This is a genomic window from Pseudomonas sp. CBS (genome assembly GCF_024734645.1).
In the GTDB taxonomy this organism is placed as follows: Bacteria; Pseudomonadota; Gammaproteobacteria; order Pseudomonadales; family Pseudomonadaceae; genus Aquipseudomonas.
This window is the reverse complement of record NZ_CP102929.1, coordinates 1,664,763-1,685,310: the sequence shown is the minus strand read 5'-3', so window position 1 is coordinate 1,685,310 and position 20,548 is coordinate 1,664,763. Positions and strand designations below refer to the sequence as shown.

The 20,548-nt window shown below is 60.7% G+C and carries 16 protein-coding genes; 5 read left to right on the top strand and 11 right to left on the bottom strand.

Going from position 1 to position 20,548, the window contains the following annotated elements; genetic code table 11:
• Positions 1-2: 2 nt before the first annotated feature.
• The 7 genes from NVB75_RS07615 to NVB75_RS07585 all read right to left on the bottom strand — a co-directional run bounded on the left by NVB75_RS07615 (position 3) and on the right by NVB75_RS07585 (position 11,908).
• A complete protein-coding gene (locus NVB75_RS07615) occupies positions 3-1,961 on the bottom strand; it encodes an avidin/streptavidin family protein (protein ID WP_258346696.1) in 1,959 nt (652 codons plus the stop codon).
• A gap of 168 nt (positions 1,962-2,129) precedes the next feature.
• A complete protein-coding gene (locus NVB75_RS07610) occupies positions 2,130-3,479 on the bottom strand; it encodes an MFS transporter (protein WP_258346695.1) in 1,350 nt (449 codons plus the stop codon).
• A gap of 25 nt (positions 3,480-3,504) precedes the next feature.
• Entirely contained in the window at positions 3,505-4,326 is an 822-nt protein-coding gene (locus NVB75_RS07605; protein ID WP_258346694.1) for an aspartate/glutamate racemase family protein, read from the bottom strand.
• A gap of 32 nt (positions 4,327-4,358) precedes the next feature.
• Positions 4,359-5,249: a hypothetical protein gene (locus NVB75_RS07600; RefSeq protein ID WP_258346693.1), complete on the bottom strand. Its 891-nt coding sequence runs from the start codon at positions 5,247-5,249 to the stop codon at positions 4,359-4,361.
• An 83-nt stretch (positions 5,250-5,332) separates the two neighbouring features.
• Positions 5,333-6,991: a hydantoinase B/oxoprolinase family protein gene (locus tag NVB75_RS07595; RefSeq protein WP_258346692.1), complete on the bottom strand. Its 1,659-nt coding sequence runs from the start codon at positions 6,989-6,991 to the stop codon at positions 5,333-5,335.
• A 13-nt stretch (positions 6,992-7,004) separates the two neighbouring features.
• A complete protein-coding gene (locus NVB75_RS07590; RefSeq protein ID WP_258346691.1) occupies positions 7,005-9,083 on the bottom strand; it encodes a hydantoinase/oxoprolinase family protein in 2,079 nt (692 codons plus the stop codon).
• Between the two features lie 170 nt (positions 9,084-9,253).
• Positions 9,254-11,908, bottom strand: coding sequence for a LuxR C-terminal-related transcriptional regulator (locus NVB75_RS07585; RefSeq protein ID WP_258346690.1), 2,655 nt, complete (start codon positions 11,906-11,908; stop codon positions 9,254-9,256).
• Positions 11,909-12,170: 262 nt separating this feature from the next.
• Here NVB75_RS07585 and NVB75_RS07580 point away from each other — a divergent pair, with 262 nt between their 5' ends.
• On the top strand, positions 12,171-12,446 hold the full coding sequence (locus NVB75_RS07580; protein WP_258346689.1) for a hypothetical protein: 276 nt from the start codon (positions 12,171-12,173) through the stop codon (positions 12,444-12,446).
• Here NVB75_RS07580 and NVB75_RS07575 read toward each other — a convergent pair.
• Entirely contained in the window at positions 12,437-14,152 is a 1,716-nt protein-coding gene (locus tag NVB75_RS07575) for an amidase (RefSeq protein WP_258346688.1), read from the bottom strand. The two genes, NVB75_RS07580 and NVB75_RS07575, sit on opposite strands and share 10 nt — an antisense overlap.
• Positions 14,153-14,302: 150 nt before the next feature.
• Between NVB75_RS07575 and NVB75_RS07570 the strand changes: the two genes are divergently transcribed.
• From NVB75_RS07570 to NVB75_RS07560, 3 genes are all read left to right on the top strand, one after another.
• Complete coding sequence (locus NVB75_RS07570; protein ID WP_258346687.1) at positions 14,303-14,608, top strand: putative quinol monooxygenase; 306 nt, start codon at positions 14,303-14,305, stop codon at positions 14,606-14,608.
• Between the two features lie 86 nt (positions 14,609-14,694).
• Positions 14,695-14,949 (top strand): hypothetical protein, encoded by a 255-nt coding sequence (locus tag NVB75_RS07565; RefSeq protein WP_017477111.1) that lies wholly within the window; start codon positions 14,695-14,697, stop codon positions 14,947-14,949.
• Between the two features lie 145 nt (positions 14,950-15,094).
• Entirely contained in the window at positions 15,095-16,426 is a 1,332-nt protein-coding gene (locus tag NVB75_RS07560) for an LLM class flavin-dependent oxidoreductase (RefSeq protein ID WP_258346686.1), read from the top strand.
• A gap of 239 nt (positions 16,427-16,665) precedes the next feature.
• Here the strand turns inward: NVB75_RS07560 and NVB75_RS07555 are convergent, their stop codons facing one another.
• From NVB75_RS07555 to NVB75_RS07545, 3 genes are read right to left on the bottom strand one after another with little or no spacing between them, the layout of a single operon-like run.
• A complete protein-coding gene (locus tag NVB75_RS07555) occupies positions 16,666-17,187 on the bottom strand; it encodes a hypothetical protein (RefSeq protein ID WP_063031348.1) in 522 nt (173 codons plus the stop codon).
• A gap of 60 nt (positions 17,188-17,247) precedes the next feature.
• Positions 17,248-17,886: a helix-turn-helix domain-containing protein gene (locus NVB75_RS07550; RefSeq protein WP_258346685.1), complete on the bottom strand. Its 639-nt coding sequence runs from the start codon at positions 17,884-17,886 to the stop codon at positions 17,248-17,250.
• Between the two features lie 4 nt (positions 17,887-17,890).
• Positions 17,891-18,049 (bottom strand): hypothetical protein, encoded by a 159-nt coding sequence (locus NVB75_RS07545; RefSeq protein ID WP_258346684.1) that lies wholly within the window; start codon positions 18,047-18,049, stop codon positions 17,891-17,893.
• Between the two features lie 216 nt (positions 18,050-18,265).
• On the opposite strand from NVB75_RS07545, the gene NVB75_RS07540 reads away from it, so the two are divergent.
• A complete protein-coding gene (locus tag NVB75_RS07540) occupies positions 18,266-20,413 on the top strand; it encodes a TonB-dependent receptor domain-containing protein (protein WP_258346683.1) in 2,148 nt (715 codons plus the stop codon).
• The last annotated feature ends 135 nt before the right edge of the window (positions 20,414-20,548 follow it).

Below are 20,548 nucleotides of genomic sequence, written 5' to 3'. Positions count from 1 at the left end.
GTTCATAGGCGCGTGGTCTCGTTACGCTTGAAACGGAGTGCCAATACCTGCGTTGCCAAATAGGAACGCTGGGGTGTCGTTGCTGAACTTGTCACCGAGAACAGGTTTAGCACTTCACCTTGTAATTCCAATGAACCACAAAGGCTGCTTACGCTTGATTCCTGCGTTTGTGCGGCGGTGAGGCTCACCGATTGCAGCGCCAGCTTGCTCGCAAGTGCGTTGATATCGGTGAAGCCGGACACCTCAACATGACTACCCGATGTGGAAAGCCGCCCACGGACGTGACCCGACCGCCGCTGGCTGGAAGCATGCACACTCAGTTCAAGTATCGTCCCATTGTCAGCCACCCATGTGCCGTTCAACGCGTTCTCAATCGGTAGTGTCTCCAGGGGCGGCGTACTCGGATCATCAGGCGATGCCGTATCCACTCGCCGATAAGTAAGCTTGTCAACGTAAGTCCCCTGTCCCGCAAGCCCGGGAAAGTCACTGCTTGCTACCAACACGTGCGATAGCTGCAGCTTGTCTCCTGCGGGTGTAACACTCATCTGCCCGCTTAGTCCTGAACACCAATTCCAGCTCGGATCCGCCGGATCATCGCCGATGGAGTGCCACTCGATAGCCAATGTCACCGGCTGACTTAGAGCGGGGGTAGCAGGCTCGTTCAGTTGAAAACCTGTCACTTCGTACTTGCCTGTTGAGCCGGTCGAAGACTGATAGGTGCCGCGAATCCGATTGCCCGTCACCGCCAGGGTCATGACTGATCCATATTCATTTTTCCAGGTGCCTGCCACCGATTTATGCTCGGCGGAGGGGACTTCAATCGTCGGGCCAGGAAGTATGACCTTTGTGTTCGCCACCGGGCGGGGGCCTGGGTTGAACGGACGTGACGACGAGCGGGTAATGATCTGCGGCCCACCTGGGCGATTGAACAACCAGATTCCGGTGGGGGCGAGTGAGTAAACCTCATGCCCGCATTGCACCACCTGATATTCATAAACGGTGTAGCAGTGCTCCATGACCAGTGATCCCACCAGCACAAGGTCAGGCAGGCCCAGCGGCGCAAACTGCGGGACGGTCTGCCCCTTTTGTGGGCCTTCTTCAACCAGCAGGCTATACAGGTCAGCACCCAAGGTGATTTCACCCTCGGCAAATCCCAACACAACATCAGGTCGTGCGCCGCGAGCGATAAGCGCCAGGGTTTGTCCCATGATCGCGTCATCGCCCTTGAATTGCGACGATCCTGAGTCCAGGGCAAAGCTCAAGTTGTTCGCCAGCGTTTCACCGCCCACCGAGTAGGACTTCAGTTCGGTAGACCAGATGTATTCCACACCCGGCAATCTGCTATAGACGGACCAAGGAAGAAACAACCCCGGGCCCCGGGTTTTGGAGGCGTCGATAGCACCCATCTGGCACGTACCGCTGCGATCTGAGGGGTTCCAGTCAAACGCTACGTAGGGATGCGTCGGATCGAGTCGACCACTGCTGATCAGATCCTGGAACATAAATGAGCTTCGTCCTTCAATGTAGGCGCTGCTGCACGGCAGGCCGATACCGCCATCCCAATCCAGCTGCTTGAACGAGTCACCGTCATAGTCGGTTGCCAGAAACAGCTTGATCGGCTGTGCACTTCCTGAAGGGACGGTTAGCACGTCCGAAGCGCTTTCAACCTGCATCGTGCCCCAGGGGCCAAAGCTATAGGGGCGTTGCAGGCAGTCGGTAAATGCAAAGGTGCTGGAAGCCCGGTGGTCAAACCGGCCTGCGGCAAAATGAACGCATTTATCAGTTGGGCAAAGTGTTGAAGTCACCCAACTGATATTGGTGCCTGAGTCGATTGCCAGCTTCAACGGTTGACCAGGGCTGCCCAGTGCGATTGTTGAATACCATGGTGAGGCCCCGTTGTTCTGGAAGGGGCCCCGTTGCATTGGAAATACCAGCCCATTGGCCGGCGATTGTGTGTCCATGATGAATTCCGTTTCTGGGGTGATGTACAGCGACATCACTCAGTAGTAAAGCTTCCCGGTTGTCCGGGAAGCTGATGCCAACGGCATGCATTCAAACCGACTTGTCTCGAGGCTGATGTCGGGCTGCTTCTTGCTGTCTTGTCCGAAACGGCGGCGACGGTTGGCGGTTTATTGCAAGGCCCTGCCTTCGGTCTCCGGAATAAATGCCACTAACATCACGGTAATCAGCATGAAGGCGTTGATGAGGGTGGTCGTAACATTGAAAGACGCGCCATAAGCCACCAGTGCACCGATCAGCGAGGGCGCCAGGACGTTGGCTACCCGCTGGGCGAAAATCGCCCAGCCGTAACCAATGGTGCGTAGTGGCGTAGGGTACAGTTCGGCGATCCAGGTGCCCCAGACACCCCAGGCGCCAAGGCTGAAAAAAGCCAGGGCAAAGTTGCTCAGGTAGAGCATTTCCAGGGTGTGTGCGTTGGCAAAGCCGTAGCCGGCAACCACTGAGGCTCCGATAAAGCCGATGATGATTTTCTTGCGCCCGAAACGATGGGTCAGGAAGGACGCGGCGACGTAACTGGGGATCATGCACAGCGCCGACAGTGCAATGAAGCCGTAGCTTTGCGGCAAGCTCAGACCGCGTTGCTGCAATAGGGTCGGTAGCCAGGTCTGCAATCCCCAATAACCCCATGAGAACGTGAAGTTGACGAGGATTTGCAGGGCGCTGACTTTGAGCATGGCGCCTGCAAACAAATCGCGCTGGCAGCCTCGGGTGCTCTGGTCGACTTGCAGCTGGCAACTTTCAGCTATTTGCACGGCGCCGCGACTCAGTCGCTGGATCACCCTCTTGGCCTGCGCTTGCCTTCCCACACTCGCCAGCCAATAAGGCGATTCCGGAACCCAGAGCGCCACCACCAGCGCCCAGAGGCTTCCCATGGAACTCAGCACGATAATCGCGCGCCAGCCCCAGGGCATCAGCCATACCGTGGCTCCCAGCGCCAGCAACATCCCGATCGGCCAGCCCGAGGCAAGGTACACCGTGAGCGCGCCGCGATGGCGCACCGGCAGCAGTTCCTGATAGTGGGCAAAGGTGACGACCATCATCCCCACTGCCGCTACGCCCGACAGCAGCCGCAGCACATAAAGGCTGAGGTAGTTCGGGGCGAACGCACTGGCCAGCGAAATCACGCCGTAGATCGTCAGGCTCCAGAGAATCGCGCGTTTGCGTCCAATTCGTTCGGCGACTTTGCCCCAGGCCAATGACCCCAGCAGCATGCCGATGAACATGGCACTGATCAGATTGCCGACCGCGAGCGCGTCGAGGGTCAGGTCTTCTGCTATCAGCGGCGCGGTGTAGACGATGATCATCATCTCCCACGCCTCGATGGCAAATACAAAGAACAACGCGAGGCAGCATTTGAGGTGCTCGCGAGTCAAGGGAACATCTCTGAACACATCGCCCACCTGCTGGATGGACGCGTTGCTGCCCGGCGAGGGCGTCTCGGTGACGTTGCTCGTGCTCATGGAAGATCATCCAAGTGAGGGAGGGTTATGCCTTGACCCGATTGCCGATCGGCACCGGCCCCTGGAACAGGCCGAAGGCCTTGATCTCGGTTTCCGGTGGCGGTTCACAACTGCCGACCCGGCTGGGTGACCAGCCGAAGCGCCGTTTCATGCCGGCCATGGCCTCGGCCATCTTGAAGGCCGCAACCACGGGGTCGATTACCGGTACGCCGACTTCCCGCTGCACCTGCTCAAAGAAGCCGAACTCGATGGTGCAGCCGAGCACGATGGCTTCGGCTCCGTCCTCTTCGACGGCCAGCATGGCTTGTTCGATGATTCGACTGCGGGTGAGGGCGGGGTCCTTCTGGAATTCATCAACCCCCATGCCCAGTGGTCTCATCGATGCCAGCCGGTCCGCCGCGCCGTAGCTGCGGACCCGTTCATGCATCTGCTCTATCCACTTGTTGCGCCCGACGATGATCGAGAACCGGTTGGCCAGATGCTCGACCACTTGCAGGCTTGCCTGGCAAGGGGCGACAACGATCGTCTCGCCGGAGATTTCCCGGGCATCTTCCAGCGCGGGATCGTAGAAGCAGCCGATCACCAGCGCATCAATGTTCTGTTGTCCGCAGTCGCGGGCGATACGGAGGGTGCGTTCATAAGTGAGTGCTTCGTACGCCCGATATTCCAGATGAGTCGGGCTGTGCGCCATGTCAAAGGACACGACTTCGATGTGCGTCGATGGTTGCTTGATGCCGTGCAGCAGGTCGGCGATGGGGGCGTCGAATGTGGGGCAGCCAATCGGGTTCAGCCAGCGCACTGTTACGGGTACGTCCTGTGGCTGGGGAGCGGGTGTTGTAGTGTGCATGCAATAGTCCTCGGAAATCTTCGCAAGCGCGATTAGAAGAACTTCACCAGTGCCATGGTCAGTTCATTGGCACGGGTCAGGTTGGCGCTGCGGTAGTACTCGAAGTTCATGTTGGCGGAGAGGTAGACCCCCTGTTGGGCAAACCCGGTATAGGTCATGGACGGGCCGATCTTTGCAACGCGTGACTCGGCGAAGTCCGACGCGGCTTTATTGTTGATGTGATAGACGTGATGCACGCCCAACCACAGGTCGTCGGTGACGAGGTACCCGGCGGCAACATTCGCCAGCCACAAGCTGACCCCGCCGCGCAGGCGCTTGGGGTTGTCGGTGCCGAGGTCGGTGGTATTGCGATTGCGCGCGGCGTAATGGATGCCCGCCGGGGTAAAGGTCGCGGCAAAGTTCCCGACGCGCACGTAATTGGCGAGGCTGAAACTCACTGCGTATCGATTGGCAAAGGCGCCGTAGCCGGCGATGTCGTCGTTGCCATTGGGGAACTCGACCATCAGGGTCGGGTTGGTCCAGAACGTGGTGTAGTCAGCAGAGCCGGGTTCGCTGGTGGGCTCCACCACGTTGTAGTAGTAGGCAAAGCCCAGGTTGGGTGAAGCAACGCCCCAGGGGCTGGTGTCCCGTGCGCCATTGGTGCTGGCGTAACCGGGGACGGCGCCCACCCAGAACTGCAACTGATCACGGGTGGTGTCGGTAAAGCCCGTCTCGGAGAAGTACGCCAGCACCGTATTGCCACCGGCACGGACGTTACCGTCTGCCGTGCGATTGAACACCGGGAATGACTCCAGTGCCCATTTGCCCGGGATGCCCGGCTGGCCAAAACCAATGAACTGCTCGGCGTTGGCTGATGCGCTGAATCCCAAAACCAAGGCAAGCGCGGGCAACACCCAAGGACGTGATGGGGTGTACGGTTTCATATCAGTTCTCGCTTTTTTGTTGTTGTTCTTAAGTACTGAGGGCTGGTGCGCTCGGCGTAATCGCCGTCAGCAGCTCCTGTGGTTCAAATCTGCACGCCGTATATCGTTCTGGCCGTTTCGGTATCGACATAGCCGTTCTTCAGGTCATCCAGCACGGCTTGTCGGTTGCGCTCAAAGGGCGACCCGTAACCACCACCGGCTCCGGTGCGCACGCGTACCAGATCGCCTGCGTCGAGGCTGATGCTGCTGGCTATGGCATAACGCTGTTGTGTGCCGTCGCAGCGGGTGACTTCGACATAGTTGGGCGTGCCGTCCAGGCCTTGCTCAAGCCCCCACGGTGGTATGACGGCACGGGTGTAGCCGCAGGTCAGGAAGCTGGCATCCGAGCGAATGCGGTAGTCGATGAGCAGGCCTCGCCCGCCGCGGAACTGGCCGTGGCCACCGGGCTCGTCATTGAGTTCCATACGCTCGACGTACAGGCCATAGCGGGCTTCGCACACCTCAACCGGGCAGTTGTAGGTTTCTCCGTGCAGGCCCGAGTACACCGCGTTGTTGCCGTCGCGGCCGGGTTCGGCCCCCCAGCCGCCAATCTCGGGCTCCACCAGGGTGAATACGCGCCCGGTATCGGGATGCACACCGCCGATGATGGTGGCGCACACCGAGGCAAAATTGCCGGCGGGCAAGCGATCGGGAAACCGCTGGGCCAGGCAGCGCAGGATCAGGTCGTGCACGCGGATCAGGTTCTCGAAATAGAACCCCTCGGCTGCGGGAGGCTGGGCATCAAACAGCGACCCGGGCCGGGTCAATACCCGGAGGGGGCGGAAGGTGCCTCCATTGGTGACGCCTTGTGGCGCGGTCAGGGCCTTGAAGGCCATCTGCGCCGCCACCACTGCGCCATCTCGGCTAAGGTTGGTGGGCCCGTTACATTGGTCAGGGTTGTTGCGCAGGTCGATGATCAGCTCGCGTTCGGATATCTGAATCGACACATTGAAGAGGCTGCCGTCGTCCTGCACTTCCTCTTGGTGAAGGTGGGTGGCAGGCAAGTCGCGCAGTGCGCGCAAGGAGATCTTTTCGCCCAGGCTCATAAATTCCTGCATGGCCGTGAGGAATACCTCGATCCCGTACTTCGCGCTCAGTGCCTGCAGGCGCAGGGCGCCACTGCGTACTGCGGCGACACCTGCCCATAAATCCCCTTCCATGAAATCCGGCATGCGGGTATTGCAGCGCAGGATCTGCAGCACTGAACGAATCGGCTGGCCCCGACTGATGAGTTTGACCGAGGCCAGGCGCAGGCCTTCCTGGAAAATCTCGGTTGCCTCCGTCGACAACGAACCCGGGACCATGCCGCTGATGTCGTTCCAGTGGGCGATGTTGGCGGTCCAGGCCAGTAAACGACCCTCGGCGAACACCGGCATCGCCAGCACCACATCGTTGAGGTGGGTGACGCCGCCACTGTGGGGATCATTGGTGATGAATACGTCACCGTCCTCGATCTCCCCGGGGGTGGGGTGCTGAATCAGAATCTGCTTGACGGCTTTGTCGAGCACACCGACAAACGCTGGAATACCCGCGCCCGAGCTGGCGATTTCGCCATGGGCATCGGTGATGCCGGTGCCCATGTCCAGAACCTCATAGATCACCGGGCTCATGGCAGCCTTGCGCATCGCCTCGAACATTTCATCGGCGATCGCCTGTAGCGAGTTCTGGATGATATCCAGGGTAAATATATCGATTTTGCTCATGGGGGCTGCTCCTTCAGGCGCCGAGGGTGATATGCAGGTTGCCGAGGCGGTCGACGAGTACCTGATTGCCGGGATGGACCACGACGGTGGAACCGGCATCCTCGATGATGGCTGGGCCGCTGAAACTCATCTGCGGCTCCAGGCGGGCGTAGTCGTAGATGGCCGTGTCGTGGATGCCTTCGAGGGCGAAATCCACCGGGCGTTGGCCTTTGTGGGCCTCTGCCAGCGTGCGACCGGTGACGGGCAGGGCTTGCAGGTTCAATTTGCCAATCTGCGCGACGGCCACCAGATGGAAACCGACAATTTCCAACGGCGCCTGTAGGCGGTAGGAGTACTGCTGCTCGTAGAGATCGTGGAAACGTCGGGCTATCGCCGGCCAATGCTCCGAGAGGGATTCTTCATGATCCAAGGCGACCTCGACGGCGTGCTCCTGGTTCTGGTAACGCAGCTTGCAGGACACCTGCAAGTCGACCTGATCCGGAGCAATGGCTTCGTCGACAAACTGCACCCGGGCGTTGTGCATCAGGTCCTGGAGAAATAGCTGGGTAAGTGCGAGTTCGCCTTCGCGTTCGGTTTCGACAAAGCGATTGATGAACAGGTCGCGGCGCAGGTCGGACATGGTCATGCCCCACGCGGAGAACACGGATGCACCTCGGGGCACAATGACTTTCTTGACCCCAAGCTCCTGAGCCAAGGCGACAGCATGCATGGCTCCGCCGCCGCCAAAGGCGATCAGGGTCAACTCCCGGGGATCGTGGCCACGACTCAACGACACCAGTTTCAATGCGTTGACCATGTTGTCGTTGGCGATCCGAATGATGCCGCGGGCGATCTCATTGGCGGGTAGCTTCAGGCGTTCGCTCAGTGGGTCGAAGGCCTGCTCGACAGCCGCCATATCCGCGGCCAGCTCGCCACCGCAGAAGTAGCCGGGGTTGATCCGGCCCAGGGCCAGGTTGGCATCCGTCGTGGTGACCTGCGTACCGCCGTTGCCATAGGCCGCAGGGCCGGGCAGGGCTCCGGCAGACTCTGGGCCGACGTGCAGTTTGTCGAATTCGTCGACCCAGGCAATGGAACCACCGCCATTACCGATTTCCACCAGGTCTACCACCGGTACCATGATCGGGTAGCCCGCATTGAGCCGATTGCGTTCAATCCAGTAGTCGGTTTTGATCGATACTTGGCCGTTACGCACCAGCGAGCATTTTGCGGTGGTACCGCCGATGTCCAATGCCAGCAGGTTCGGCTCGTCAAGCAGGCGCCCGAGCTCGGCGGCGGCCCAGAAGCCGCTGGCAGGCCCCGACTCGACCATGGTGATGGGAATGTCCCGGGCATGGGTCACACTGTCGACGCCGCAGTTGGACTGCATGATGTACAGCGGTGCCTTGTAGCCACCTTCGCGCAGGCCGGTCTCCAGGTTATCGAGGTAGCGTGCGGCGATGGGTTGGACGTAGGCCGAGAGCACTGTGGTACTGGAGCGTTCGTATTCGCGCCACTCGCGAGTGATCTGGTGTGAGGCAACGACCGAGACCTCGGGCCACAGCCGCTGTACTTCTTTCAGTACCGCCTGCTCATGGACCGGGTTGGCGTAGGCGTGCAACAGGCAGATGGCAATGGCTTGCACCCCGTCGGCGCGAAACGCATCGAGTATGTCCACCAGGCCTGAAAGATCCAGCGGTTCACGCTCGCTGCCGTCGGTATGCAGGCGACCACCTACCTCACGCCTCAGGTAGCGAGCCACGAAGGGCGCTGGCTTGACCCATTTCAAGTTGAAGTAGTCCGGGCGATTGGCCCGGGCAATCTCGAGGATGTCGCGAAAGCCCTGGGTGGTGATCAAGGCCGTCTTCACGCCTCGACGCTCGGTCAAGGCGTTGATGACCACCGTGGTGCCGTGGGCGAGGAAGTCGACGGTTTCCAGTGCAATGTCCGCTTTCTGGATGACATTGAGCACACCCTTGGCGAAGTTCGGCGGTGTGGTATCGACCTTGGCGGTGCGAATGATGTGTTGGCCGGTGGCCGGGTCGCTTTCGAAATAGACCAGGTCGGTAAATGTCCCACCGACATCGGTCGCTACACGCACAGTTTTACTGTCCATACCCACAGGGCATCTCCTGATGTGATTGTTGTTATCGGAGCTGGCAGAGCGTTGGGGCGCTCGCTGTTTAGACGGATGCTAGAGGGCGGTGAGCGGGGGTACTACCTGCGGCACGGGTAGTTCATGGGGCGATTTTCACAGCGCCTACCCGAATGGGTAGGCGGGTGGGCTCAGAGAGAGGAATCAAGAACGCCGAGGCGCAACGCTGCACTGATGGCGGCCGTGCGATTGTCTACCGAGAGTTTGGCGAAGATGTGTTTAAGATGAAATTTCACGGTGTTTTCAGAGATGTTCAACGCTTGCGCGATCGTCTTGTTTGGCTGGCCGCTGACGAGCAAGGTGAGGATTTGTGTCTCCTTGGCGCTGAATGGCATACGGGCGCGCACCGGGTGTGCCCGCCAGCCTCGCAGCCGCGTAAGGATGGCTGCCTGACCAGGAAGGGTTTCAGGGCAGGCTTCGAGCGCCGGCAGCAGACTTGGCCCCACTTCCAGCAGCAGGCCCGGCAAGATCTGTTGAGGTATCGATGCCAGGATCGGTGTCAGATCCTTGGTTTCCAGCGTTGACAGGCCTTTGCCATAGGCGACTAACGCCAGCAGTTGCAGGCGCCACGCAGGGAGGCACAAACCTTTGTCTTGCAGCACTTTGCCTTCTTGATGCAAGCGGGTCAGCGCGGCGACGGAACGGCCCGAGGCCAGTTGCAGGCGGGCCAGTGCCAAGGTGGCGGCTTCATGGTTGCGCCAGTCGTCACGGTTACCTGCAATGCCTTCAAGGTCGACCTGCAATGCCTCCTCGCGAGCCTTGACCAGGGAGCCGCACTGCACCAGCAAATCGACCCGCCATGCATTGACCAATCGTGTCAGCCGCAGCCATTCACGGGTGCCCGCCAACTGTGCCACCTGTTCCAGTTCACGCAGCGCCACCTGCATGCCTTGACTGCGCAGTGTTGTGCGCCACGCGATTTCGGCTGTTGTGGCGGCGATATCCAACCAGCCATCCGTCTGTTCGAGGGATGCCCAGCCGTCCCGCCACCAGGTTGTTGCCTCGGACCATGCACCTTGCCAGTAACAGTGTTGCGCCTTGAGGCAGCCGACTAGCGCGTTGACTGAGCTTTCACGGCCAAACTGATCGCTTGAAATGGCCAGCGCCTCGTCGACCATGCGACTCGACTGAGTAATGTTGCCCATCAAGGAAAGTACTTGCGCCTCATGAATACGGCAGTAATTTTCACCGCGCGGAATGTCGACCAGGCGCATCTTGATGTGGGCTGTGCGGATGATTTGCAGCGCAAGGGGCAGTTCGCCGCGAGTCATGGCGTTCAGGGCCTCTACACAGGCAAGGGTTGCCTGGGCCAGGACTTCGTCGCCCTGCAACTGTACTGGGTCGAACGGACTTGCATGGTTTTCTGCAAAGCGATCGACGTAGGCGTTGGCCAACGTTTGAATGACCTGGAAGTCTCGCTTCAGGCGCCTGTCGTCCTGGATGACGCCTTGCGCCAGCTGTAGCAGTTGAGTGGCTAACCTGTGGTCTCCAAGCTTGGCGTGCAGGTACGCTTGGAGCAGCAAAAGGTCAGGCTCGCTGCGCCGAGTTGGCTCATCGAACTGCTGCAACAGGCTTTGTGCATAGCGGATCCCATGCCTCAGCACAGACTCCCATCCCCCTGCACGCACCACCATATTCACCGCCAGCGCCGTGTCGCTGGCACGTAACGCATGTGACACCGCCTGGGTCCAGTCCTTTTCCTGCGCCAACCATTGGGCCGCAGCGCGGTGAATGCGCTGGGCGTTTTTGGCGTCACACCGCTTGCTCAGGAAATCCCGTAGCAGACGGTGGTAGCGGAACCACTGACGCTTGGTGTCCAGCGGGACCAACAGGGCGTCAAGGTGGCTTAATTGTGCAAGCAACTGCGTACTGTCGGTGCGCTCGCGTATCGCGTCAGCGAACCCTGCGTTGAAACGCTCCAGCAATGCGGTATCCATCAGGAAGGATTGACACGCTGGTGGCAAGCGTCCCACGACTTGTTCCGTCAGGTAGGCGGCGATATCGGTAACGTGCCCGGAAAACTCGTTCAGGTGGTACAGCGAGCCGTCTCCACTGGCTCGCCACAGCCGTGCCAGTTGCACAGCCACGGGCCAGCCTTCGGTTGTTTCATGCAGGTGACGCAGGTCTGACGATGAGAGATCGGGCCCCAGGATCGCGTTGGTTTCGCTCGTTGAAAGTGTCAATTCGCGAGCGGTCACCTCGTGCACCCAGCCCATGGTTTTCCAGCGCGCCAAGGGCCATTGGGGACGAGTACGGCTGGCCACCACCCATTGCAGCCAGGGGGCAGCTTGTTCCAGCAGTGCTTGTACAATCGGATCGAGGTGCTCGTTGGCGGCTGTGTGGTAGTCATCGAGCAGTAGGGTGATGGAGCGGTTCTCCCGCGCCATGGCATGAAGCAAGGCACTGATGGTGCGTTGTGGTTGCGCATCCAGGGATTGAGCCTCTGCCAGCCGTGGCAGGTGCCCGAGATCAAGGCCTGCGTGGTCAAGCGCCAGAATCAGATAGGCCAGGAAACGGTTGGGTTCTGCGTCTGCTTCATCCAGCGATAGCCAGGCAACGGTTGCCTGTGGAGAGGTGCGCAGTAGTTCCTGTCTCCACTGCATCAACAGGGTTGTTTTGCCGTATCCGGGGGGCGCCACAAGGAGAATCAATGGCCCTTCAATCCTCGTCTTTAATGATGCCAACAAGTCTTGCCGGGGCGTTGAGGTGAGTAACGTCAGCGGCGGTGTCAGTTTGCCGATCCAACGCCAGGTGTACTGGGAGTTACGGGAAGGGTCATGAGTCACGGCAGAAAGGCTCGTGTCGATGGGGTGTGTCTGAACGCTTTATCAGTAATAGGACAGTAACGTTGAGATGATGAGTAACGGAATGTTTAGATGGTGTCGCACGTTGGTGCTGTGACAGGAGACAGCGCCACTAAGGCCCTGTGAGATTTCGTAAGCCCTTTCCCTGTTTTCCGTAGGAGCAGGGCTTTCTCTCCATGCAGTGCTTGAAACAACACCGCCCTCGGCCATAGCCTCACGTTTTTCCTGAAACTGAGGCCCGGCATTGGGTAAGCGAAAAACGGTATGGCCCACGGAGCGGGAAGTTCGACTGCGCTTTATCCTGCTGGCAATCATTGAAACCGCCTCCAATCGAGGCGTTCCCATTGAGCGACTTTTGCTTTCGTACATTCTGCTGCGCAACAAGCCAACCCAGGAGCAGTTGTGGGAGGCCATCAGCGACTGCCTGCTCCTTGATGAGATGAACGGCTTCCGATTTGAACCCGGGTCGGAAGCCGATCGGTTGATGCGCAAAATCAGCAGTGAAACCGATCAGGCCTGACGAGCCACCAAGCCCGGCGTACGCGGCGGCACCAAGCGCTTGCTCCCTGTCGACTCATACGCCGACGCCAATCGCAGCAACGCCGAATCATCATAAGCCCGCCCGGCAAAGGTCAGCCCCACCGGCATGCCGATGTCCGCCATGACACCCATGGGCACTGTCACCGTCGGCACGCCCAAATGGCGGATGGCGAGGTTGCCGTTGGCCACCCATACACCGTTGCTCCACGCGATATCCGCCGACGCCGGATTCACATCCGCATCCGCCGGGCCTACGTCGGCGACGGTCGGAAAAATCACCGCATCCAACCCCAACTTATCCATCCAGTCTTCAAGGTCGATGCGCCGTGTCTGTTCCAGGCCGCGCAGGCCATCGGGCACGGTGCTGATCTTGTCCCACGGCGTGATGCCGCGCTCGGCCATGCGCACGTATTCGTCCATGCCGGCGGCCAGATCGTCTTCGCGGTTGGGCAGGGTGCCGGGGTCGTGGGGGAAGATGTTCGGGCCGTCGACATCGGCCAGGCGGTTCAACGCAGGGTCGTTGTTGGCGCGCAGAAAATCATCGAACGCCCAGGCCGACAGTTCCCACAATTCGTCGTGGAGGAATTCTTTCGACACCAGGCCTCGGGTAAACACTTTCGGTGCGCCCGGGCGATCGCCTTCGCAATTGGAAACCAGCGGGAAATCCACCTCCACCACTTCTGCACCGGCCGATTCGAGTGCCTTGCGCGCGGCTTCCCAGAGCTCGATCACCGAGGCGCGGGTGTTGATGCGCTGGCCGGTGGGGCCACCGATTCCCGGGTCGTCGCTGGTACCGGCCTCGGGGTCGGCATTGATGTACATGCGTGGCACGCCGAAGCGTTTGCCGACGAGTGCATCGCCGGTCGCGGCCAGGGCGCCGTAGGATTCGGGGCGAACCGAAGCGACGCTGGGGATCGGTACCCAGGGTTGCATCCGCCACAGGTCGCCGCGTGTGTCGGGGTCTTGCGCCACGACCACGTCGAGCACTTCAAGCAGGTCGGCCATGGTTCGCGCGTAGGGCACGACCACGTCCATGGTCGGGGTCAGCGGCCAGTTGCCGCGTACCGAGATCACGCCCCGGGACGGGGTGTAGGCACACAGGCCATTGTTGGACGCCGGGCCGCGCCCGCTGGACCAGGTCTCCTCCGCCAGGCCAAATGCCGCGAAGCTGGCCGCAGTGGCCGTGCCGGCGCCGTTGGAGGAGCCCGAGGCGAACGGTGCGGTCAGGTAGTCGGCGTTGTACGGGCTCTCGGCCCGGCCATACACACCGCGCTGCATGCCGCCGTTGGCCATGGGTGGCATGTTGGTCTTGCCCAGGCAAATGGCGCCGGCGGCCCGTAGCCGCTCAATGGTGAACGCATCGCGATACGCGGTCAGGTTGGCAAAAGCCGGGCTGCCGGAGGCGGCCGTGAGCCCCTTGACCAGGTAGCTGTCCTTGGCGGTATAGGGAATGCCGTCGAGCGGGCCCAGGGTTTTGCCGCTGGCCCGGCGTGCATCGCAAGCGCGGGCTTCCTCCAGCGCTTCAGGATTGCGCACCACCACGGCGTTGAGGGCGGTGGCGGTGTTGGGGGCGTCGTAGGCGTCGATCCTGGCGAGGTAGGCCTCTACCAGTTCAACCGCCGTGGTCTGGCCGGATTCGAGCGCAGCGCGCAACTGGGCAATGGAAACTTCGGTTACTTCGATCACGTGGTTATCGCCGGTGCAGAAAAGGGGAGGGGTTGAGTGCTGACTCAATCCATTCAGTGAAAGTAGCTTACTGATAGATTTTTCATAGCGCCAGAGAATGGCATCCCTTACTGTGGCCCCTCAATTTCCTTATTGATAACGGTGCGGTTTATGTCCGATGAAGTGCGGCTTGTCGTCATCATCAATACCCAGCCTGGGCGGGGGGCGGACCAGTTGGCCGCGTTTGCCAGACTGGGGCCGCTCGTGCGGGCCGAAGCGGGTTGCATCCAGTACGACCTGCATCCGGTTGAGGGCAACAGCGACAGTTTTGTGCTGATCGAAACGTGGGCTTCAAAGGCGGCGCTCAAGGACCACCACGCGACCCCTCACATGCTGGAAGCCGCCAAGCACAACCCGACATTCCGTGCGGGCCCCTCCAACGTATTGGTGCTGGAACCCGCGATTCAGACGTCCTGACTTCAACCCGGCCGCTCAAGGGTTTATCATTGCCCCTTCATTTTTTGCTGCCCGGAAAGATTTCGATGTTGTTTACAAGGACTGTCATGGCGAGCGCACTGCTCGCCGTTCTGGCTACTCCGGCTCACGCGTCCAACCTGGACTTGACCTACGAGGCACCGATCCTCAGCGCTGTCCCCCTCACGCCGCAGGCTGAGCCCAAGCCGCGCTTCCCGGTCAAAAGCGTTGCGCCGGTGACCGTGGAAAACAGCTGCACCGGCCGCGAGTGCACCTACGAAGGCGACATCAGCCTGCCCCGTGAGGAGCAGACTGTGCGGCGGTTTTCCATCGGTATTCAATAAAACCAACGGGCGCCTCAGACAATCTCGTACGAATCCTCGACCGAGGATTGAGCCGGCGGATGCAGGTATAAGCCAGATCCTTTCGTTATTAGACAGACGCCGCTCGCGCATCCGATGCTGAGCCCCTCTCGATCAGGGGCTTTCCATGACCACTCCACGCCAACTGAAACTGGGCGCGTTCATGCGCCCGGTCAGCATCCACACCGGCGCCTGGCGCTATCCCGGCGCTTACCGTGACGCCAACTTCAACTTCACGCACCTCAAGGCTTTTGCCCAAACCCTGGAGAAGGCGCGTTTCGATGCCTTCTTCATGGCCGACCACCTGGCCTTGCTCAACATGCCCATCGACGCGTTGAAGCGCAGCCACACCGCCACGTCATTCGAACCGTTCACCTTGTTGTCGGCCCTGAGCCAGGCCACCGAGCACATCGGCCTGGTGGCCACGGCCTCGACCACCTACGACGAACCGTTCCACATCGCCCGTCGTTTCGCGTCCCTGGATCACCTGAGCAACGGTCGCGCCGGCTGGAACATCGTCACCACCGCCAACCCGGATGCCGCGCAGAATTTCGGCCTGGAACAGGCCTATGCTCACGACGAGCGCTACGCCCGTGCGCGGGAGTTCTACGATGTGGTGACCGGGCTCTGGGACAGTTGGGCCGATGATGCCTTCATCCGCGATGCCGACAGCGGCGTGTACTTCGACCCCGACAAGCTGCACACCCTCAACCATCACGGTCGCTACCTCAACGTGCGCGGCCCGCTGCACATTGCGCGGCCAGTACAGGGTTGGCCGGTGATCGTGCAGGCCGGTGCCTCGGAGCCAGGCCGGCAATTGGCGGCGGAAACCGCCGAGGTGATTTTTGTCGCGCCGGGCACCCTGGAAGAGGGGCGCAAGTTCTATGGGGATATCAAGCGCCGAATGCTGGCGGTCGGTCGGCATCCCGACCACCTGAAGATTCTGCCCGGGGCGTTTGTGGTGGTCGGCGATACGCTGGAAGACGCCCGGCGGATTCGTGCGCACCTCGACAGCCTGGTGCATTACGAAAGCGCGATTGCCTCGCTGTCGATAGCGCTGGGTACCGACGCGACGAAGTTTGATCCCGACCAATACCTCCCGGCGATTCCCCAAACCAATGCCAGTCAAAGCTCTCGCGAGCGAGTACTGGCGCTGGCTGATCGCGAGCAGTTGACGGTGCGCCAGTTGGCTCAGCGCCTCGGCGGGTATGCCGGCCTGTCGTTTGTCGGCACGGCCCACAGCATTGCCGACGAGATGCAGCAGTGGCTGGAAGAAGAGGGCAGCGATGGCTTCAACATAATGTTCCCGTGGCTGCCCGGCGGGCTTGATGATTTTGTCGCCAAGGTAGTGCCCGAGTTGCAGGGGCGCGGGATCTTCCGGCGGGAGTATGAAGGCTCTACCCTGCGGGAAAACCTCGGATTGCCGCGTCCGGCGAACCGGTATTTTCACGCTGGTTAGATCGTTTATTTCCTTCTGATTGGAGCCCATTCCCCAATCGCATATCCATCACGCCGGTTCGGCCCTGATAACGGAGCGGGTCGGCGTGATCGCTTCATTAACGCTGTCATCACGGAATTATCGGCTGTCTCGCTCCGATAAACCCCCATGCAACGTCCATTTCTGCTGCTGGGCCAGCGCCTTGCGCCGTTGCGCCGCATCTCTAGAATCGGCCCCAGAACTTACTCATTTCCTGTCGATTACGGAGTTTCGAACATGATGAACGCCATGCAGATGCCAATGAACAACGCGATGCCAATGATGCCGATGATGGGCATGCCGATGATGATGGCCACCATGACCTGCACGATGACCGACGAGGCCATGATGTGCACCATGAAGCCGGCCGCCGGCATGGACATGGCGATGTTCAAGAACAACGCCGAAATGATGGCGATGATGATGAACTGCGGCATGCCGATGATGATGCAGTGCGCCAACATGTCGATGATGTGCATGTCGCAGGACGGCATGGCGATGATGAACAGCATGTCGACCATGAACATGCCGATGATGATGCCGATGGGCATGCCTATGCCGATGATGAAGTGCGTCATGGAATGCAAGATGGAAGCCGACTGCATGACCTGCACCATGATGCCGATGCCAGGCATGAGCATGGACATGATGAACAACTGCTGCATGCTGATGATGAAGATGATGAGCGACTGCGCCATGCCGATGATGATGAGCTGCAACGGCATGCCGATGATGTGCTGCACCTGCTGATTCGTTTGGCGTGAAATCAAAAAGCCCCGGCGAGTGCCGGGGCTTTTTGCGTTTCAGTCCAGGCGTTCCGGGTAGGTGATTACCAGGAACGCCACCGCCTCACTGTCTGCGGGGTTGCGGTAGCGGTGGGGCTGGTCGGCGTAGAACAGGATCGAATCACCGGTGGACAGCAGGTAGCGTTCGTCGTTGACGCTCACTTCCAGCACGCCCTGGGCCACCACCAGGTTTTCCTGGATGCCTGGCCCGTGACCTTCTGAAATCTCCTCGCCGAGTGCCTTCAGGCGTATCTCGTAGAACTCCGACTGGCGCGCCATATCGTAGGGAAACAGCGCACGGCTGATAAAGCTGCCGTCGGCACTCACCAAGCGTTTGCTCTGTTGCGCCGGCAGCAGTTCAACCCCTTCGAACGCACGGTTTTCCAGGAAGGCGGCCACCGAGACTTTCAAGCCCTTGGCAATTTTGCACAGCACTTTGATCGACGGCACGCTGCGCCCGGATTCAATCTGCGCCAGCATCGCGCGGCTCACGCCGCAGTTGCGCGCCAGGGCGTCCAGTGACAGGTAGCGTTTACTGCGCAGGCGTTGCAGGTTCTGCGCGACGCATTGGCCGATGGCGTCATCGTCGCCGCTGTTGCAATCCTTGGGTTTGGAGGGGAGGTCGGGCACTTCGGGAATCGCGTGCAGGAAATTCATGGCCTCACGCCCGGCGGGTATCGCTGGACGTGGTGACGTGTGCGGTAAACACCGCGATCCCGGCCCGCGCCGCGTACATCGCCCACATCAGTTCAGCCGCTGCGCGAGCCTGGCGGCGTTTGCGGTGGAGGGTGAAATCGATGACGGTGGCGGATGTTTGCATGACGTAAATCTCTGGGGACTCAATGGCCCTACAGTAATCCGTGGCGCTTATTTCCATAAATACTGAGTTTGCATTTGGTAATTCGATTTTGGACTTAACGCCGATTGGCGCCTGTACGTCCATCAGTGGTGACCCGCCGGGCTTCACAGGCTTCCCACCACAGACCTTGTGCCGGACCGAGCCCGTCGCAAAAACGAATTCCAAGGATTTGCCCCCATGCCCCCCGCGTTTCCGTTCCCCGCACGAAAAGCCTGGCCCTTGCTGGGTTTTGGCGCTGCCCTGAGTTTCAGCCCGGTCACCCAGGCCGACGACACGCTGCAACTGGCTCCCGTCGAAGTCAGCAGCGCCGAACTCAGCGCCGATGAACTGGCCCTGGTCCAGCTCAAGAGCGTACCCGGCGCCACCAACTACATCGACATGGGCAGCGTCGACCAGGGGCGCGTGAGCACCAACGAGGACGTGTTCAAGTACCAGGCCGGCGTGTACGCCAAGGCCGCGAACAACGAAGGGGTGAAACTTTCCATCCGTGGCTCGGGCATCAACCGTGGCCCTGGTGCCCACGCGTCGGGCCTGTACGAAACCTTCGACGGCCTGCCGCTGACCGGCCCGGGCGGCACGCCCTACGAACTCAAGGACCCGTTGTGGCTCAGCCGGGTTGAAGTGCTGCGCGGCGCCAATGGTTTTGACCAGGGCGCATTGGCCCTGGGCGGTGCGGTCAACTACGTCACCCGCACCGGCTACGACGCCCCAAAATTGCAAGTGCGCTACGAAGCGGGCAGCCATGGCTACGCCCAACGGGAAATCAGCTCGGGGCAGGTGCTGGGGGATGCCGACTACTTCATCAGCCTCACCGATTCGAACTACGACGGCTTCCAGAACCACAGCGCCGGCAGCGGCAAAGGCATGGCCGCCAACTTTGGCTACCGCTTCAACCCCGACCTGGAAACCCGCTTCTACTTCCGCTACCGCGAAACCGACAACGATTCCCCGGGCAAGCTGACCCGCGACCAGATCAGCCACGACCCACGCGCCGCCGCCAGCCTCAACCTGACGCGGGATTCCAAGCGCCTGCAACCGGGCTCGACCTGGATTGCCAACAAAACCACCCTGCACCTGGACGACAACGCCCGGGTCGAGGTCGGGCTGGCGTATCACGACTACCCGATGGACCTGCGCGAGGGCACCAACCGTCTCAAGGTCGCCTACACCGACGTCAGCGGCACCGTGAACTACATCCGACAGGACACGTTGTTCGGGCGCGACAGCAAGACCACTATCGGTTTGCGCACGACTCAGGCGATGCCTAACAACGGCGGCTCGGAATTCGTACGGATTCCAGTCGGCAATACGGCGGGCTACGCGCCCGGCACCAAGACCCGCGACTACAGCTACCTGGGGTCCGACAGCGTGCTGCATATCGGCAACGACCTGGAGCTGGTGCCGGACCTTTGGCTGACCACCGGTCTGGCGGCAATCTATACCCGCCGCGAAACCGAAGTCAGCTACCCGCAAACCCACACGCCGGTCAGCCAGCACGATTGGGATTACGCGCCACGGGTTGGCTTGCGTTATGACTTCAGCCCGCAACTGCAGGTGTACGGCAACCTGAGCCGCTCGGTTGAGCCGCCTCATGCGTGGTCGATGATCTGGGGTTCCAACAAGTATTTCCCGGCGAACAGCGGCCCGGCGAGCGGGCTGCAGCGCGAAGGCGTGAAGCTGAAAAACCAGACCGCAACCACCCTGGAAGTCGGCGGGCGCGGTGAAGAGTGGTTCGGCCAGTGGGACCTGGCGCTGTACCGTTCCGAGGTGCGCCACGAACTGCTCAGCGTCGAAACCCAGGCCGCGACCTCCACCACCTCTGCAATCATCGCCGAGTCCAACGCCAGCCCCACGGTGCACCAAGGCGTGGAACTGAGCCTGATCAGCCCGCTGTGGGACGGCGGCCGCACCGGCCAGTTAACCCTGCGCCAGGCCTACACCTACAGCGACTTCCACTACCGCAACGACGACCGCTTCGGCGACAACACCTTGCCCGGCATCCCCGAGCACTACTACCAGGCGCAGTTGCGCTACAGCCATCCCAGCGGTTTCTACACCAGCCTCAGCGGCGAGCATTCGTCGCGGGTGGCGGTGGACTACGCCAATTCCTACTACGCGGCGGCCTACACGCTGCTCGGCGCGACGGTCGGGTATGACGCGCCGAAGCACGACTGGCAAGCCTGGGTCGACCTGCGCAACCTGACCAACCAGCGCTACGCCAATACGGTCACGCCGGGTTATGACGACAAGGGGCTGGACGTGGCGCGGTCCACGCCGGGAGATGGCATGGGCGTGTACACCGGGGTTTCCTGGAGCTGGCGTTAAATTAAGCCGAGCGAAGATCACCTGTGGGAGCTGTCGAGCTTTAGCGAGGCTGCGAAGGCGGTGGCACAACCGATCAACAGGTTGCCTGACACACCGCTATCGCAGCCTCGCTAAAGCTCGACAGCTCCCACACGG